We start from the raw sequence: 17,632 nt of genomic DNA on the forward strand, positions 1-17,632 counted from the left end.
CTCTAATGGATGAAAATTAAATGAAAGTTTCTATCATCACAGCAACATATAATAGTGCTGCAACTATCGAAAGATGCTTATGTAGTGTGGCTAAGCAAACCGCCATTTCCCAGATAGAACATATCATTGTCGATGGCCGATCTTCAGATCAGACACTCACCCTAGTGTCTACATTTCCACATATAGCAAAAGTGGTGTCAGAAGCAGATAACGGCGTTTATGATGCTTTCAACAAAGGATTAGCTGCTGCAACGGGTGAAATTATTTATTATCTTAGTTCAGATGATCACCTCTGTGACTCAGATGTCATTTATGATATTTTGACCGAATTTGAAAGAGACGATTCTCTAGATTATTTGGCTGCTAGAGTTATTATAAAAGATCCTGCGACCAATGCTGAGTGGATTTTGCATGGAAATGAGTTGCGTAAAGGTGAACAGGAATTTAGCCATCCTCATCATCAAGGCTTTTTCATGAAACGAGCCCTGCTGAAGGAATATGGTGGTTTTCCCCGGTCTTTTAATATAGCTGCTGATTCCTATATTATGTTGAAGACCATTCTTTTTAAGCATGGGGATTTTTCTGACCGAACAGTGGCCAATTTCTATCTTGGTGGACTTAGCAGTAATATTGAAAATTATAACCTAATTAATCGGGAGACCAGAATTATTTACGAGCTTCTGGATCTGGAAAGAGTAAACCAACAAGATGTAGCTTTGGCGTTGGCAAATAAAAATATGACGTTATTGAAGCGGCTTTTCCATAGTTATTTGGAGAAGGAGCATGATGTTTCAGTATTGAAGGGAAGACGTATTGGTATCTTTGGTACAGGTATTATGGCGAGCATAATATACATGCTGCTTGAAAAATCGGGTATTGTGACAGACTTCTTCATTACCTCTTTGGGGAGTGAGAGTGCCTTTAATGGTAAACAAGTCTGGTCTTTACATGATTTCCCCTCCAATGTGGATATATTGTTTAACTCCGTAGAGGGAGAGCATGGTGATGACATAGTCTTGAAGTTACAACACAAGGCACCTGTAGCACGAATCATCAAGTGGCATGAAATCTATGAATAAGAAAGTCGCACTTATCACTGGTGTAACCGGCCAGGATGGCTCCTATTTGGCCGAGCTTCTGTTAGAGAAAGGATATCAGGTACACGGGATCAAGCGCCGAGCTTCTTCGTTCAACACTCAACGTATAGACCATATCTACCAAGATCCTCATATTGAACATCAAAACTTTGTACTGCATTATGGTGATCTGACGGACTCCTCTAACTTGACCCGTATTATTCAAGAGGTTCAACCTGATGAGGTATATAATTTGGGGGCTCAATCTCACGTAGCAGTCAGCTTTGAGTCTCCTGAATATACGGCCGATGTGGATGCTATGGGCACATTGCGCCTGCTAGAGGCTATCCGGTTGTTGGGATTAGAGAAAAAGACCCGGTTTTATCAAGCTTCGACGTCAGAGTTGTTTGGCCAAGTCCAAGAGATACCGCAAAGAGAAACCACCCCCTTCTATCCACGCTCTCCTTATGCCGTTGCCAAACTTTATGCATACTGGATCACGGTGAACTATCGTGAGGCCTATGGTTTATATGCATGCAACGGCATTCTTTTCAATCATGAATCTCCCCGTAGGGGAGAAACTTTTGTTACTAGAAAGATTACCAGAGGCTTGGCCAATATTGCCCAAGGTTTGGATAGTTGTCTCTACATGGGGAATATTGATTCGCTACGGGATTGGGGTCATGCAAAAGATTATGTAGAACTACAATGGCTCATATTACAGCAAGAAAAACCTGAAGACTTTGTGATTGCGACTGGCGAGCAGTATTCTGTGCGTCAGTTTATTCTTTGGGCTGCGGAAGATGTAGGTATGCAATTACGTTTCGAAGGTAAGGGTATTGAAGAGGTTGCAGTTGTGGTATCGGCCAAGGGGGAGCTGGCCCCGGCAGTCCGTCCTGGTGATGTTGTCCTTCGTATTGACCCTAGGTATTTCCGTCCTGCAGAAGTTGATTCTTTGTTAGGTGATGCGAGTAAAGCACGAAACAAATTGGGTTGGAAACCCAGTATTACAGTAAGAGAAATGTGTACTGAAATGGTTGCTGCTGATGTGAAAGTGGCGCAGCGCCATGCCTTGTTGAAAAAACATGGATTTGAGATTGGTGAGGCCATGGGGGACTGAATATATGGCTAAGAAGAGAGTCTTTGTTTCTGGACATCTCGGCATGGTAGGACAAGCCTTGTGTCGGCAACTTGCGATGTTGGATTCAGTTGAACTGGTTACCGCTACTCGAGGTGACCTAGATCTGACAGATCAGCAAGCGGTAAAACGGTTTTTGATGTGTCAACAAATAGATGAAATATATATAGCGGCTGCCAAGGTCGGAGGAATTTCTGCAAACGAGAGTTTCCCAGCTGAATTCATCTATCAAAATTTAATGATTGAAGCTAATTTAATTCACAGTGCACATCTTGCTGATGTACAAAAAATGTTGTTTCTGGGTTCTAGTTGCATCTATCCAAAGTTGACCCCACAACCGATTTCGGAAGAGGCACTTCTTACCGGCCCACTGGAGCCGACCAATGAACCTTATGCTATTGCCAAAATTGCCGGTATTAAACTGTGTGAAAGTTACAATAGGCAATATGGAAGAGATTATCGCTGTGCCATGCCGACCAATCTCTATGGCCCATATGATAATTTTCACCCTCAGTACAGTCATGTTATCCCTGCTTTAATAGGAAAGTTTTATCGAGCCATTGAACAAGGCGATAAGTTTGTAGAGATCTGGGGTAGTGGCAACGCCCGCCGTGAATTCATGCATGTCGATGACTTGGCGGCAGCATGCATACATATTATGTCTATATCTAAGCAGAACTTACAGTCACTGACTGATCCTAGATGCTCTCATATTAATATTGGGACAGGAGTTGATTGTTCGATTCGTGAGCTGGCAGAATATTTGAAAGCGGTCAGTGGCTTTAATGGTGACTTGCACTTCAATGAACATAAATCGGAGGGTACACCAATTAAGCGACTAGATGTTAGACGGTTGAATGAACTTGGATGGCAAGCAAAAATATGTTTAACGTCGGGACTCAAGGATGTATGGATTTGGTATCAAGATAACCATAAATAAATTCAACAACAACCGGAGAGATTTATATGCTTAGAGTTCTGCCATGGGTTACTGATGGAGCAATAGATTTTCTTGATACTTTTATTTCAGAAAGAAGGAAAATGGGTTTTACAACTAAAGTATTTGAATTTGGTTCGGGAAACTCGACGCTCTATTTCCTGAGTAAAGGTTGTTTTGTTACGTCTGTAGAGCATGATGCCAACTGGGCAAAAAAAATAATCGATACGGCATATGCATTTGATTATCAAGATCGTTTGAAAATGATTAAATCAGAAAGACCATATGATGATTGTTATGAAGATGAAGATATCAGCATCACTGTAATTGACGGCAGAGATCGGGTTATGTGCTTTGAAAGAGTGTTGAGTAAAATTAAAAATAGAAAGCAAATCATAGTCTTAGATAATACCGAAAGGATGGATTATAAATATAGTGAATATATATCTTTAATAAAAAGATATGGTTTTAATTCCATTCATTTTGAACAGCATCAACTAGAGCATGAAGGAAGAAGATTTACAACCCGCTCATATGCTAGAGATAGGGTATATCATCGCCATATTACTACTATTTGTTTCCTAGAGGGGATGTATACAACGGATGGTAAAGCTCTCTTACGTGATTCATTATGGGATTAAAAGTAAATGATTATAATCGATTACATGAATCCGCTTTATATTTTTGGTAGAATAAAAAGATATATTAGGATTGCTCTGTTACGTAGGACTGCAAATGTTCTTTGGAATAGGCTCAGTAGCAATAGCATAATAAAGCTTGAATTGGGATCAGGAACAAAAAAAGGATGTGGTGGTTGGACAACAGTCGATCTTTATGGTGCCGATATCAACTACGATTTAAAGAGAGGAATTCCATTGGGTCAGAGCTCGGTGGATATGATATATACATCTCATATGTTAGAACATTTTAATTATAATGACTTGATAATTTTCATAAAGGAGTGTTACCGAGTTTTAAAGCCAAATGGTAAGCTACTTGTCTGTGTGCCTAATTCTAGATGTTATATTGAGGCATATGTCAATGGCCATCACTTTAGAGATCCAAATGACCTCTATCAACCTGCTCGTATCGATACTGGTTCGTTAATTGACCAAGTAAATTATGTGGCTTATATGTCTGATCAACATAAGTACATGTTTGATGAGGAGAATCTTGTCAATACACTGAAAAAAGTGGAGTTCTCATCTGTATTGCTGAGATCATTTGATGGTTCAATTGATATTAAAGATAGAGAATATGGTTCTATATATGCAGTGGCTGTTAAGTAACCTATACCTAATTCAAAATGGAGTCAGCGATAGTGGGTCAAAATGTGCAATGCAATAGCTGTGCTCCTGTTGTTCTTTTTGCTTACAATAGGCCAGAACATACAGCCAAAACACTTTCTTTTTTACAGCAGTGTAATTTGTCTGAAAAGACTCCGCTAGTAGTTTATTTGGATGGTATAAAGGATATCGATGATCATGGTAAACAAGCTCTGATCTTAGAAAACTTGCACAACCTTAGTCATTTTAAATGTTTTCATTCATTGGTTATTAAACAACGAAGAGATAATTTAGGGCTGACAGAGAACATTATATCTGGTATCGCTGAAGTTATGGCTGAATATGGTAGAGCCATAATATTAGAGGATGACGTTTTAGTTTCTCCATCATTTCTTGAATATATGAATGATGCACTTGAATTTTATAAAAATGAACCTATGGTTTGGCATATTAGTGGTTGGAATTTTCCTATTCAGTCAGAGGGACTTCCATCTACTTTTTTGTGGCGAACCGCCCTTGGGTGGGGGTGGGCTACATGGGCTGATCGCTGGAATTACTATGAGCGTGACCCGCAAGCTTTACTTGATGAATTTGATGAAATTGGCATTCAGAACTTTAACATATATGGTAGTTATAATTTTTGGGATCAAGTTATAAATAATGCCACTGGTAAAATTAGCACGTGGGCAGTCTTTTGGTATGCAACTATTTTCAAACATGGTGGTTTGTGCTTAAACCCGATTAGCGCTATGACCACAAACATTGGTTTCGATGGTTCTGGTACACATTATGCCAGTATTGAACATTCGTTACCACATGACAGTTCCTCTTCTTATCATAAGGATGGTTTTCCTATAGATTTATCTGAGAACCGTAAGGTGGTTAGTTCTATTATTAGATTCAATAACGACCTTAATTATGAAAAGAAGTTAAACCAAAATAAAACGAATGTTGATCTTAAAAGATTGACTCGGGTTTCTTTGTCACCTCACTATTATTTTTCCTATCTTTCAGGAAAAAAAGTTGCCATATTTGGAACGGCAGACCTTTCATTGCTAATTTTCCAGCTGTTAAGGTTTAGGGGAATATCTGTCTGTGCATTTTTAGTCTCTAGCTCAGGTCAATATGAATGTATTGAAGGAGTACCTGTTGGAAAATCTGACCAGTGGCATATATTTAACCCGGATGTTGTTATAAATTGCGTTGAAGGATGTCATGAAAGTGTAATTACAAGTATGTTATCTGACGCGTTACCTAGCTGTAGTATCATGAGTTGGCGTTCATTATAAATTATTGGTTTTTGCCTTGTATGAGAGGATAGTAATGAATCAAAATCAGAGCATAATTGATGATGCTAATATTAACACTAAACTTGCCAACTTAAATAAAAAGTATGAAATTGACAGTGCTATAAATAAAGTTCTGTTAGGGAAGCTGCTAGCTAAACTAAATAATAATATTGTGTCATCCTTACAAGATGCTGAGTTTCGAGTGTTTTCTCAATTTGGTGATGATGGGATCATTCAACATCTTGTAAATATACTGGGTATTAAAGAAACAGTATTTATTGAGTTCGGAGTGGAAAACTATAATGAGGCCAATACTCGATTCTTATTAGAGAATAATAACTGGCGCGGGTTGGTTATTGATGCAGAACCTGCAAATATAGAATATATTAAAAAAACACAGAATTATTGGCGTCATGATCTGACAGCTCTCTGTGACTTTGTTACTGCTGAAAACATAAATGATATAATTTCTGACGCTGGTTTTTCCGGCGATATTGGACTACTACATATAGATGTAGATGGAAATGATTATTGGATTTGGAAGGCCATCAATGTAGTGAATCCAGCTATTGTCATAGTTGAGTATAATAGCCTTTTCGGTTCGAAACGCAGTATCACGATACCGTATGAACCAAACTTCATTCGTCATGTTAGTCATTATAGTGGTCTCTATGCTGGAGCGTCTTTAAATGCTCTATGCTGCTTAGCAAAGGAAAAGGGATACAGATTTATTGGGTGTAATAGTGCAGGCAATAATGCATATTTTGTTATTGACAAGCTGACTGATGCTTTGGCTGAACTAAGTTGTGAGGAAGGTTATATTCTTGCCAAGTTCCGAGAGCATCGCAATGAACAGGGTGAGCTAACGTTTACCTCAGGACTTGATGCTATTGAAGAAATACGTGGCATGCCAGTTTTTAATACTATAACAGAACAGCCTGAGGACTTTTAGCGTGCACTCATTTATTCCAGTCTACCAGCCTGACTTGTCGGGTAATGAAAAAAAGTATGTGGTCGAGTGTATCGACTCCTCATGGATTTCCTCGAAGGGAGAGTTTATTCAAAAGTTTGAAAAAGAGTTCGCTAACTTTACTGGTATGGCACATGCCGCGTCTGTGTCCAATGGAACGGTTGCTCTGCATCTGGCCCTGTTGGCTTTAGACATTGGGCCAGGTGATGAGGTTATTGTTCCTACCTTCACTTACATTGCATCTGTCAATGCTATCAATTATGTTGGAGCAAAACCTGTTTTTGTTGATATAGAACCACTAAGCTGGCAGTTAGATTGTGATCTTATCGAAGAGTTAATTACAGAGAAAACTAAAGCAATTATTTCCGTTCATATTTATGGACAGCCGACGGATATGTTAAAGCTACAGACTATTGCAAAACGGCATAATTTATTTTTGATTGAAGATGGTGCGGAAGCTTTTGGCAGCCTTATTGATGGTCACCACATAGGCCATTTATCTGATATTACGACCTATAGTTTCTTTGGGAATAAAACAGTGACAACTGGAGAGGGGGGCATGGTCACCACCAACAGTGCTGAATTGGACAGAAAAATTCGTCACTTAAAAGGGCAAGGATTGATGGAGGGAAAGGAATACTGGCATGATATTGTTGGCTATAATTATCGTATGACCAACATCTGTGCTGCTATTGGACTGGCTCAATTGGAAAAGGCTAATAGCTTTATTAATCGAAAGCGAGAGATTGCTAACTTTTATATTGCTCATCTTCAAGGGTTGCCGCTCCAATTTCAGAAAGAGCGGCCGGGGAGTTGCCACTCTTGGTGGATGTTTTCTATTTTAACCGACACTAGAGAAGTAAGAGATACATTGCGTCATTACTTAAATAATGCCGGAATAGAAACAAGACCATTATTCCCCCCCATTCACTTCATGCCAATGTATTATCAGGATGGGCATTCTTTTCCGAACAGTGAGGATATTTCAGAGCGCGGCATGAACTTGCCAAGTTGGCCTGGTATGACAGATGAGATGCTGCACTATATAGTGGAAAAAATAACTGGTTTTTATGAATGAACGTTAATTCTAAATATAAAACTAACAACCTTTATATTTTTGGTGCGGGTAGTTTTTCTCGTTGTATTTTACCACTGATAAGGAAATTCTGTGCTCAGCAGGGTTTAGAATATTGCTTTGTAGTCGAAGATATAAATGGAGTTTATTTTCCTTATGGTAAACTTATCTCGGACTCATACTTTGAACAAAATATAAAACCAGGCTTCCTCTTTACTATTGCGATCGCAGATGTAGTATTGAGACGTAAAATTGCCGAACGGTGTATCCGTCTTGGTGGAGTGCCGATTAACCTCATGGCAGACGAACACATATGTTATGATAATGTAAGAGTTGGCCTTGGAGCCATTCTGTGTGCCCATAGTATGGCAACAACCGATATTGTCATTGGTCAATTTTTTCATTGTAACATTTACTCCTATATTGAACATGACTGTATTATTGGAGATTTTGTTACTTTTTCACCTAGAGTCAGCTGCAATGGTCGTGTGCACATATCTGATGATGTATTCGTAGGGGCCGGAGCTATCATTCGCAATGGCAGCCTTCATCGCCCACTCTCCATAGGGCGTGGAGCCATCATAGGTATGGGAGCCGTCGTCACCAAAGATGTACCACCCGAGTGTACTGTTGTTGGCAACCCAGCAAGAGTAGTCACTAAGTCATCTGTATTCTAAGCGGAAATTTATATGAGAAAGTTAAAAGTAGCCTTACTGCCTCAGCACTTTTGTTGGTCGGGAGGGCTGGAGTTTATTCGTCATATCCTCAATGGTCTCACCGCTGTAGTGCCTCTCTACGAATGGCAAGTTGTAATCGCATTGGACGAAGAGTTTGTAAAGGAAGATATATATCTCCAATTACAGGACTATCTTGCCAATGCTACGATTGTTCCTGAACAGGTCTTTTATTCCTCTCGCCATAACGATCTAGCTAGTACATTGGAAAATAACAATGTTGATATTGTTCTCCCAGTTAACAGTGACCTGGGGGCTAATTTTCCTGTTCCTTGGCTAGCTTATATTCCTGATTTCCAACACAAGTATCTTCACTATTATTTTACGGAGCATGAATGCTTCGCTAGAGAGACGGCGTTTTCTGCTCGCTTGCGTGACTGCAAAGCCGTTGTTGTAAACTCAATGTCAGTTAAATCTGATATTATTAAGTTCTATCCATGGATTAACGCTGCACGTATTAAAGTGTTACCTTTTACCCCCCATCCAATACCAGATTGGTTAGCTGTGGACTCGCTAGAGATAAAGAAAAAGTATGGCCTGCCACAAAACTATTTTCTTATCTGCAATCAGTTTTGGATTCATAAAGATCATCCAACGGCATTCCATGCTTTCGCACAGCTAGCTAGTAAGGATGTGCATCTGGTTTGTACCGGTACATTATCTGATTATCGGCATCCGGACTATGTTGAGGAGCAAAAAATGCTGCTTGACACACTTGGTATTTCTGAGCGAGTTCATTTTCTTGGGCACATTCCAAAATTTGATCAAATAGGATTGTTGAAAGGCTCTATTGCGTTGGTACAGCCCACCCTATTTGAAGGTGGCCCTGGTGGTGGAGCAACTTATGATGCAGTCTCTCTTGGTATCCCTGTTCTGCTTTCAGATATTGAAGTAAATCAGGAAATTATGACACCGGAGGTATATCATTTTCATCAGCAGAATGCAGAAGACTTGACCCAGCTTATGCAAAAGGTATTGGTCCAGAAGAGGGGGATGCCGGCAGCAGATGTGCTACTTGCTGAAGGTTTTATCCGTCAACAACAACTAGGGAAAGCATTGTATGAGGCTATCACTTATACCCTTGGTTGTTATGAAAACTCTGACTGAGTCCAGTCACTGGCTATTCAAGTTATTCCAGCTATTCATCGTTTCTATTGCAATATATAAAGTTTTTTCAACTAGCGTCCTTGCTTCCAGCTGACTTTTGGCTTCTGCATAACAACGAAGTTCTGGAGCATTAGCAGAGGCCCGCAGGTGTATGATCCTGTGATCAGGGAGCTGCATTCTTATGCCATCAGTCATGTCTATATCAACATCTATGTCTGCAGCCAACCCTAGCGTTTCCAATAGCCAAAACCGGTTACTGATGGCCTTTTGCATAAAGGCCGTCGGATTAACCTTGATCCTGTCGCTATGAGTAAAGCGGCTTGGTAGCGTGGCCAAGATGGCAGCAAGGCCAGTTTCCCTTGCCAGTATCAATGCAGCCAATGCTGGCAGTAGAGCATCACGAGTGGGGAGGGCCGCAAGATGCCGCCCTTCATGATCAATGCTACTGCCTAGCATGAAGCCTCCATTTGCTTCAAAACCGGCGAATTTTCCTGCGAGGCCACCCATCGCTTCCAATACATAAGGAGAGCCAATCCGAGTGCGTATGACTCGTGTGGCTATCCCTGATTGCTCAACGGCACTATTGCAGTTAAGTGGCATTGCTAAACTCTGGATTCCCAAGTATTGGCAACAGAGTAGTCCGAGAATATCCCCTTTGAGCCAATGCCCCTGTTCATCAGCGAGCATAGGTCTATCCCCATCACCATCGGTCGAGAATAGAGCATCCAGGCTATATTGTTGAGTCCAAGATAGGGCCCTCTGTTCATCCTCTGTGCTCAATGCTTCGGTATCGATAGGAATAAAGTCGTCACTCCGCCCCAATCGTATAACTGTTGCTCCCAATGCTTGGAAAATCGACGGGTAAATATCTCGCCCGGCACTGCTGTGTTCGTAAATGCCAATCCGTTTATGTGCCAGTGCACTCTTGTTGAAAAAATGCAAGTAACGCTCTGTATAGCGTTCTGCTGCCTCTGTGGAGGGCTGCAGCATGGGTTGTGCCATTATCTTGGAGAACACTATATCTGCTTCTAGGATCTGTCGTTCTTCAGCTTTGGTGATCTCTCCACCAGGGCCATAGAACTTGAGACCATTTCGGTCATGTGGGATATGGCTACCGGTAACCATGATGGCCGGAATGCGGCAACGCATGGCTTGTAATGCCAAGGCCGGTGTTGGTAGTACCCCATAGAAGAGGGGCTCAACGCCAAGTTGTTGCAGGGCGGCGGCGCAGGCGCCTGCCATGCCGAGGCTGCTGGGTCTGTTGTCTATGCCCAACGCTACATGCTTAAAGGTGAAGCGATCACGCATGACAGAAATGAAGGCATGCGTAAATGCTTGGCAAACTTCTGCTGTCAACTGGTTGACTAACCCTCTGACACCGCTTGTACCAAAGCCCAAACCACTATGCTGGATAATCGTCTTGGTTCTCAGCATGGCTCGCTCCCATCTTTGTGGTAGTGCTCCCCCAGCCTTACAATGTCGTCTTCCCCCAAATAGGAGCCTGATTGAACTTCGATAAGTACCAAGTCGACTTTACCCGGGTTTTCCAACGAGTGAACGGTTGCAATAGGGATATAGACGGACTCATTTTCCGTGATGTAACGCTCGACACCGTTCATTGTCATCCTGGCTGTTCCGGAGACTACTATCCAGTGTTCGGCCCTGTGGTGATGCAGTTGTAGAGAAAGCTTGGCACCAGGCTTGACGGTGATGCGTTTGACGTGGAAACGCTCTCCGCTGTCGATAGCATCATATTTTCCCCATGGGCGGTAAACCTCGCGATGACGTTCGGTTTCTGTGCGATTCATACTTTTAAGACGTGATGTCAGTGTCTTGACCTCTTGAACCTTGTCGTGCGCGGCAACGAGTATGGCATCCTTGGTTTCCACTATGACTAGCTTGTCCAATCCAATGGTGGTTACTAGCCGGTAACTGCTTTTGATATAACAATCTGTTGTGTCAAGCGCCAAGATGTCACCTTCTAGGACATTCCCTTGCCCGTCTTTCTCGTTCACCTCCCACAGGGTGGACCAAGAGCCCACATCGCTCCATCCGGCATCCATGGGCACGACAACGGCATCTTGCGTTTTTTCCATCACCGCATAATCCACTGACTCGCTGGGCGATTCCTCGAAAGCCGCGCTACCGACACGGATAAAATCGAGATCATGTTGTCTGGTGCTAAACGCTTTTTCACAAGCGGCCAGGATATCAGGGCGATAAAGTTTAAGTTCCTCAAGGTAGCGGCTGGCCTTGAACATAAAGAGGCCGCTATTCCAGAGGTATTTTCCAGAGGAGAGATACTGTTTCGCCGTGTCCAGATCCGGTTTTTCGATGAAGGCGTCGACGCGAGAAACTCCCCCCCCAAGAGATTCCCCTGCTCTGAGGTAGCCATAACCGGTTTCAGGTGTTTGGGGGACGATGCCGAATGTCACCAGTTTGCCATGGACTGCAAAGGGGTATGCGGCTTCTATGGCTTGTCGGAAGGCGTGCGGCTCCTTGATTGCGTGGTCTGCAGCCAGCACCATCAACACGGGATCATCAGCGATCGTCATACCGTGCAGAGCCGCCACAGCGATAGCTGGGGCCGTATTGCGTGCTGAAGGCTCCAGCAGAATATGGTTCTGTATTCCGGCCTCCCGCAACTGCTCCGCGACAATAAAGCGATGGGCCTCATTGCAAACCACGGTGAATGGGTGAGTGGCAAGTTCTTTGACCCTGCCAATAGTATCCAGCAGCATTGAGGCCTCACCCAAAAGCGGCATGAACTGCTTTGGATATAATTCACGAGAAAGAGGCCAAAGCCGACTACCTGACCCCCCAGCCATCACAACTGGCAAGATTGCTGTATCCGTCATTTTATCTCTCTGTAAATCGAGTATCTGGACCTTCTGACGGCAAGCTCAGAGCCTGCTTGTTCTTTTATGTACTGCTACGCATCGGCAATTACCAATGTAAATACCTGATGTTGTTCTGCTGTCGTTAAATGAGGGAAAAGCGGGAGAGTGATGGCTCCGTAATAGTGAGCCTCTGCCATCGGTAGGGCTGACTGGTGGCCTTCTTGGTGCCAAGGCTGCTTGTAGATGGGCATATAGTGCACGTTGGCACCGATACCATGATCGCGTAGTCGCTGGAACAGATTGCGGCGCTGTTCGGGGGCTACATGGTGTACATACAGGTGGAAGGCGCTGCGTCGTTCTGCACTGAAATAACGGGGCAGACGTTCGGGGGCCAATGCTTCAAAGTAACAATGGGCAATTTCGCTACGCTTGGCGATCCAATCTTCCAGATTGGCCATCTGGCTCAACCCCAGCGCAGCCTGAATATCCGTCATGCGGTAGTTGAAGCCCAGCATTTGCTGCTCGTAGTACCAGGGGCCATCGGGCTCATTGATGAAGTCGGCCGGATCCCGGGTGATGCCGTGACTGCGCAACATGCTCATGGTTTTGGCGAGCGCAGGGTCATTGGTCATCGCCATACCGCCTTCGCCGGTGGTGATGATCTTCACCGGATGGAAGCTGAAGACGGTGATGTCGCTGTAGCGGCAGTTGCCGGTGGGTTCACTGTGATAGCGGGCGCCGAGGGCATGACAGGCATCCTCGATGATCCGAAAGCCGTACTCTTGTCCCAGACGATGGATCTCCTGCATGTCGCAGGGCAGGCCTGCGAAGTGTACCGGGATGACCAACTTGGGCAGACATCCTTGAGCCTTGGCTGCTACCAGCTTGCGCTCCAGCTCCATGGCGCACATGTTGCCGGTATCGGGCTCGATGTCGACGAAGTCGACCTGGGCTCCGCAATAGAGAGCGCAGTTGGCCGAGGCGACAAAGCTGATGGGGGAGGTCCAGACCCAGTCACCCGGGCCGACACCCAGTGCCAGACAGGCGATATGCAGGGCGGCCGTACCTGAGTTGACCGCCACCCCGAAGCGGGCACCGCAGTAATCCGCCACTGCCTGTTCGAAGCGCGGCACCACGGGCCCCTGGGTCAGAAAATCGGACCTCAATACTTCGACCACGGCTTCGATATCCGCTTCGCTGATCGACTGTCTGCCGTACGGGATCATTCCATTACCACCTTGCTATTCAATGCTTTCAGCTGTTCAACCGTCAGGAAATCATCGTTGTCACGGGAGTTGTACTCGAATCCCTGGGCCACCATGGCTCCCTTTTCACCTGAGGCGGTGACGGAGAAGTCATTGTTGCGATTGTTGAAGTTGATGGTCGGTCCGATGATGAAGAAGTTATCGAACTCGAAGGTGTGGTAGGAGTCGTCACACGGGCACATCACTTCATGCAGTTTTTCACCCGGGCGGATGCCGATGATCTCCTGGTCCAGCTGAGGGGCCATGGCGGTAGCCAGGTCGGTGATCCGCACCGAGGGCAGCTTGGGCACGAAAATCTCACCCCCCTTCATGCGCGGGAAGTTGTTCATCACGAAGTCCACCCCCTGCTGCAGGGTGATCCAGAAACGGGTCATCTCGGTGTGAGTGATGGGGAGGGTGGTGGCGCCCTGATCGATCCGTTTCTGGAAGAAGGGCACCACAGAGCCGCGCGATCCTACCACGTTGCCGTAGCGCACCACCGCAAAACGGGTTGGATCCTGGCCGGCGATGTTATTGGCGGCGACGAACAGCTTGTCGGAGGCCAGCTTGGTGGCGCCGTACAAGTTTATCGGGTTGGCAGCCTTGTCGGTGGAGAGGGCGATCACCTTCTTGACCTGATTGAGCAGGGCGGCCTGGATGACGTTCTCGGCCCCGTGGATATTGGTCTTGATGCACTCCATGGGGTTGTATTCGGCAGCCGGCACCTGTTTGAGCGCCGCCGCATGCACCACATAGTCAACCCCGCGCATCGCCATGGTGAGCCGGTTGGCGTCCCGCACGTCACCGATAAAGTAGCGCATGCAGGGGGCGTTGAAGACCTGCTGCATCTCGAACTGTTTCAGCTCGTCGCGGGAGTAGATGATCAGCCGTTTCGGCTTGTAGCGTTCCAGCACTGTCTTGACCAGCATCTTGCCAAACGAGCCAGTGCCGCCGGTAATCAATAGGGTTTTATTGTCGAACATGACGGATTCTCGCTAGTGATGCCAAGTGACAAGCAATTTATGTGCCTTGGGCCAGTTTAGCCGAAAAGGGTCGGAAGCGGTCTTGTATGATGCCAGTTTTATTCCACTCTGAGTGAACTAACTAGATGATTCATAGAGAAATCCAACCCAGCTCAAACAACTTTATGTGATATAGGGGCCTTTAACAAAAAGCGGAACACAGGGTTCCGCTTTTTTGACGCCTAGCTGGAGAGCAGCACTCTGGCCGAGTTGGCGGGGATGGTGAGCTGCACCTCGCCCTGCACCACTTCGAATTTATCGCCGTTGAAGGCGTCGGTAAAGCGGCTGGCCGGGCCCGCGGTCTGCCACAGGGGCAGGCTGATGGTGCGCGGCTCGCTGGGGTGGCGGTTGCAGGCCACCACTACCTGATCGCTTTGCAGGGTGCGGGCAAACACATAGCTGTGCGGGCCGGCATAGAGGGTCTGGATATCGCCGCGACGCAGTGCTGGACGCTGCCTGCGGATCTGGATCAACCGGCGGTAGTGGTCGTGCAGCACGTGATCCCAGGCGGTGGTCTCCCACGGGAAGCAGCGGCGGCAGTCCGGATCGTTGCCGCCAGAGAGCCCCACTTCATCGCCGTAGTAGATGGAGGGCACCCCGATGTAGGTGAGCAGCAGAGTGGCCGCGAGCCGCATCCGCTGCTTGTCCTCCCCCAGCAGATGGAGGAAGCGGGCTGTGTCGTGGCTGTCCAGTAGATTGAACTGGGCCAGCTGGTTCTTGAACGGAATGTGGGCCCGCGCCAGCTTGAGCCAGCGATCCAGCTCTTCGGCGCTGATCTTGATGGGGTGGTAGGCGATGTCCTGGCCCGCCAGGAAGGCGCGAATAGGGTGGGCGAAGCCGTAGTAGTTCATGGCGCCGTCCTCCTGATCCCCCTGCAGCCACTGGCTGGCCTCGAAGAAGTGCTCGCCCAGCACGTAGGCGTCCGGGTTTTCCTGCTTCACCGCGCCGCGAATGGCGCGCACGTGGCCGCGGTTGCCCTCGGCAGTGCCACGCTCCCCCAGCATGTGGATGACGTCGAAGCGCCAGCCATCGATCTGGTAGGGGGCACGCATCCAGTAGCGCAGGATGGCGTCGTCGGCGCGATAGACGGCGTCCTGCACCTGTTCGCTGGAGAAGTCGAGCTTGGGCAGGCTGCGGATGCCCTTCCAGCTGACATAATCCCCGTCGTTGTCAAAGGTGTAGAAGCTGCGCCACGGCGAATCCGGGTTGCGCTGGGCGCCCAGCGGCGGGCAGAACCAGGGGTGCTCGGTCGAGGTGTGGTTGACCACAGCATCCAGGATGATCTTCATGCCGCGCTGGTGCAGGTTGCGGGTCAGCTCGGCAAACTGGGCGTTGCTGCCGAGGTGTGCATCCACCTTGAAGTAGTCCTGAGTGTCGTACTTGTGGTTGCTCGGCGAATCGAAGATGGGGTTGAGATAGAGCGCCGTCACCCCGAGGGATTGCAGGTAGTGCAGCTTGGCATCGATGCCCGCCAGGTCGCCGCCGTAGAATTCGCAGGCGCCGTGGCCCTCTTCGTGGCGGCTGACCGGCTCGCCCCACGCCTTGCTGATCACCGCCTTGCCGCGGTATTCGTATTCGTGATGCTTGACGCTGAGCGACGGGTCGCCGTTGCAGAAGCGATCGGGGAAGATCTGGTAGAACACCTGGTCCTGCACCCAGGCCGGTGGCTGGTGCAGGCTGTTGAAGCGAAAATGCTGCTCGCGCGGCGGCATGGCGGCGCTGACGCCGGCCCCGTGCAGCCACCACTGCTCCTCATCGGTCAGACACTTGAAGCAGTAGAGGTGAATGTCCTGCCCCTTGATGAGCGGCAGGGTCGCCTGCCATACCTGCAGCCGGTCGCGGGTGGAGACCGCCGTCATCGGGATCAGGTACTCCTCGTTGTCCGGCTCGTGGCGCAGCCACACCTCGCGGATCGGGGCATCCAGCTCGCTGAACAGGGTCAGTTGCAGGGCATCGGCGCTCTCTTTGAACCAGGGCGCCACCTGGGGATGAAACAGAAATGGATGGGTCATGATGCTTATTGAGTCAGAAGATCGGCGAGGGCATTGCCCTGTTCATGCAAGGTCTCGAGCTGGCCGGCGAGCGACTTGGGATCCAGCCCCAGCTGGTCGGCCAGTGGCTTGGGGAAGCGGGCGATGATGGCCTGGGCCGGCACCCCCGCGTTCCAGGCGAAGGAGATGAAGACCGCCAGGCGGATCAGCACTGCCTCCTTGCTGACCGGGTCGTGGGAGAGGGGATCCAGCTGCTGGGAGATGGCATCGACGAAGGCCTCGGAGAGGTTCCAGCGCCGTGCCAGCTCGGCGCCGAGCTGGGCGTAGTCATAGCCCAGCATCTCGCGCTGGGCCTCGACCCGGCTGCTCCCCTTCTGGATCGCCAGACTGATGAGCTCGGCCTCTTCCGGCAAGGTGCTCTGGATCAGCAGCTCGCCAATGTTGTGGATGAGGGCGCAGGTAAAGGCTGTCTCGGGGTCGAGCACCTTGGCCTCCTGGGCCAGGGTCTTGGCGATGGTGGCGACCTGGAAGGTCTCGGTCCAGAATTTGTTCTTGTCGAAGCTGGGAGGCGCCTTGAAGCTGCCGATGATGCCGGAGGCGACCACCACAGAGCGCAGCCGGTTAAAACCGAGGCGGATCACCGCCTGTTCGATGGAGGTGACTTCGTTGCCGCGGCGCAGGGCGGCCGAGTTGGCCATTCGCAGCACCTTGACGCTGATCACCTGGTCCATGGCGATCTTGGCCGCAATCTCGTCGATGCGGGCATTTTCATCGCTGAAGCTCTGCATCAACTCATGCAGCAGTTGCGGGATAGTGGGGAGTTGTTTGATCTTGTCAAACAGACGGTCCATCGACATGGCTGAGGCAGCCTCCATTGCGAGCACTGCCTCATATTGTGCCACAGGCGGGGCACATGTTCCTGT

General features: G+C 47.5%; 16 protein-coding genes. 10 read left to right on the forward strand and 6 right to left on the reverse strand.

What is annotated here, in order from left to right:
• Window positions 1–20: 20 nt before the first annotated feature.
• From PG899_RS04310 to PG899_RS04355, 10 genes are read left to right on the forward strand one after another with little or no spacing between them, the layout of a single operon-like run.
• On the forward strand, window positions 21–1,079 hold the full coding sequence (locus tag PG899_RS04310; protein ID WP_077095739.1) for a glycosyltransferase family 2 protein: 1,059 nt from the start codon (window positions 21–23) through the stop codon (window positions 1,077–1,079).
• Window positions 1,072–2,196, forward strand: coding sequence for a GDP-mannose 4,6-dehydratase (gene gmd, locus PG899_RS04315; RefSeq protein WP_077095738.1), 1,125 nt, complete (start codon window positions 1,072–1,074; stop codon window positions 2,194–2,196). Before PG899_RS04310 ends, gmd begins: the two co-directional genes overlap by 8 nt.
• 4 nt (window positions 2,197–2,200) lie before the next feature.
• Window positions 2,201–3,154, forward strand: coding sequence for a GDP-L-fucose synthase family protein (locus tag PG899_RS04320; RefSeq protein WP_077095745.1), 954 nt, complete (start codon window positions 2,201–2,203; stop codon window positions 3,152–3,154).
• Window positions 3,155–3,180: 26 nt separating this feature from the next.
• On the forward strand, window positions 3,181–3,792 hold the full coding sequence (locus PG899_RS04325) for a hypothetical protein (protein WP_143238961.1): 612 nt from the start codon (window positions 3,181–3,183) through the stop codon (window positions 3,790–3,792).
• 6 nt (window positions 3,793–3,798) lie between these two features.
• Complete coding sequence (locus PG899_RS04330; protein WP_077095737.1) at window positions 3,799–4,440, forward strand: class I SAM-dependent methyltransferase; 642 nt, start codon at window positions 3,799–3,801, stop codon at window positions 4,438–4,440.
• A 32-nt stretch (window positions 4,441–4,472) separates the two neighbouring features.
• Complete coding sequence (locus tag PG899_RS04335) at window positions 4,473–5,726, forward strand: hypothetical protein (RefSeq protein WP_077095736.1); 1,254 nt, start codon at window positions 4,473–4,475, stop codon at window positions 5,724–5,726.
• Between the two features lie 34 nt (window positions 5,727–5,760).
• A complete protein-coding gene (locus PG899_RS04340; protein WP_077095735.1) occupies window positions 5,761–6,678 on the forward strand; it encodes an NADH dehydrogenase in 918 nt (305 codons plus the stop codon).
• Window position 6,679: 1 nt separating this feature from the next.
• On the forward strand, window positions 6,680–7,774 hold the full coding sequence (locus PG899_RS04345) for a DegT/DnrJ/EryC1/StrS family aminotransferase (protein WP_077095734.1): 1,095 nt from the start codon (window positions 6,680–6,682) through the stop codon (window positions 7,772–7,774).
• Window positions 7,771–8,448, forward strand: coding sequence for an acetyltransferase (locus PG899_RS04350; RefSeq protein WP_077095733.1), 678 nt, complete (start codon window positions 7,771–7,773; stop codon window positions 8,446–8,448). Before PG899_RS04345 ends, PG899_RS04350 begins: the two co-directional genes overlap by 4 nt.
• 12 nt (window positions 8,449–8,460) lie before the next feature.
• Window positions 8,461–9,612 (forward strand): glycosyltransferase, encoded by a 1,152-nt coding sequence (locus PG899_RS04355; RefSeq protein WP_077095732.1) that lies wholly within the window; start codon window positions 8,461–8,463, stop codon window positions 9,610–9,612.
• A gap of 6 nt (window positions 9,613–9,618) precedes the next feature.
• Here PG899_RS04355 and PG899_RS04360 read toward each other — a convergent pair whose 3' ends face one another.
• The 6 genes from PG899_RS04360 to PG899_RS04385 all read right to left on the reverse strand — a co-directional run bounded on the left by PG899_RS04360 (window position 9,619) and on the right by PG899_RS04385 (window position 17,584).
• Window positions 9,619–11,046, reverse strand: coding sequence for a phosphomannomutase (locus PG899_RS04360; protein WP_077095731.1), 1,428 nt, complete (start codon window positions 11,044–11,046; stop codon window positions 9,619–9,621).
• Entirely contained in the window at window positions 11,040–12,470 is a 1,431-nt protein-coding gene (locus tag PG899_RS04365; RefSeq protein WP_077095730.1) for a mannose-1-phosphate guanylyltransferase/mannose-6-phosphate isomerase, read from the reverse strand. The genes PG899_RS04360 and PG899_RS04365 overlap by 7 nt, the downstream gene beginning before the upstream one ends.
• A 74-nt stretch (window positions 12,471–12,544) precedes the next feature.
• A complete protein-coding gene (gene pseC / locus PG899_RS04370) occupies window positions 12,545–13,678 on the reverse strand; it encodes a UDP-4-amino-4,6-dideoxy-N-acetyl-beta-L-altrosamine transaminase (RefSeq protein WP_077095729.1) in 1,134 nt (377 codons plus the stop codon).
• Complete coding sequence (gene pseB / locus PG899_RS04375; RefSeq protein ID WP_077095728.1) at window positions 13,675–14,679, reverse strand: UDP-N-acetylglucosamine 4,6-dehydratase (inverting); 1,005 nt, start codon at window positions 14,677–14,679, stop codon at window positions 13,675–13,677. Before pseB ends, pseC begins: the two co-directional genes overlap by 4 nt.
• 221 nt (window positions 14,680–14,900) lie before the next feature.
• Window positions 14,901–16,730, reverse strand: a complete 1,830-nt coding sequence (gene malZ / locus PG899_RS04380) for a maltodextrin glucosidase (RefSeq protein WP_077095727.1) — start codon at window positions 16,728–16,730, stop codon at window positions 14,901–14,903.
• Window positions 16,731–16,735: 5 nt separating this feature from the next.
• Entirely contained in the window at window positions 16,736–17,584 is an 849-nt protein-coding gene (locus PG899_RS04385; protein ID WP_017409738.1) for an HDOD domain-containing protein, read from the reverse strand.
• Window positions 17,585–17,632 lie beyond the last annotated feature (48 nt).

The sequence above is a fragment of the Aeromonas sp. QDB39 genome, assembly GCF_027707585.1.
Classification (GTDB): Bacteria; Pseudomonadota; Gammaproteobacteria; order Enterobacterales; family Aeromonadaceae; genus Aeromonas; species Aeromonas hydrophila.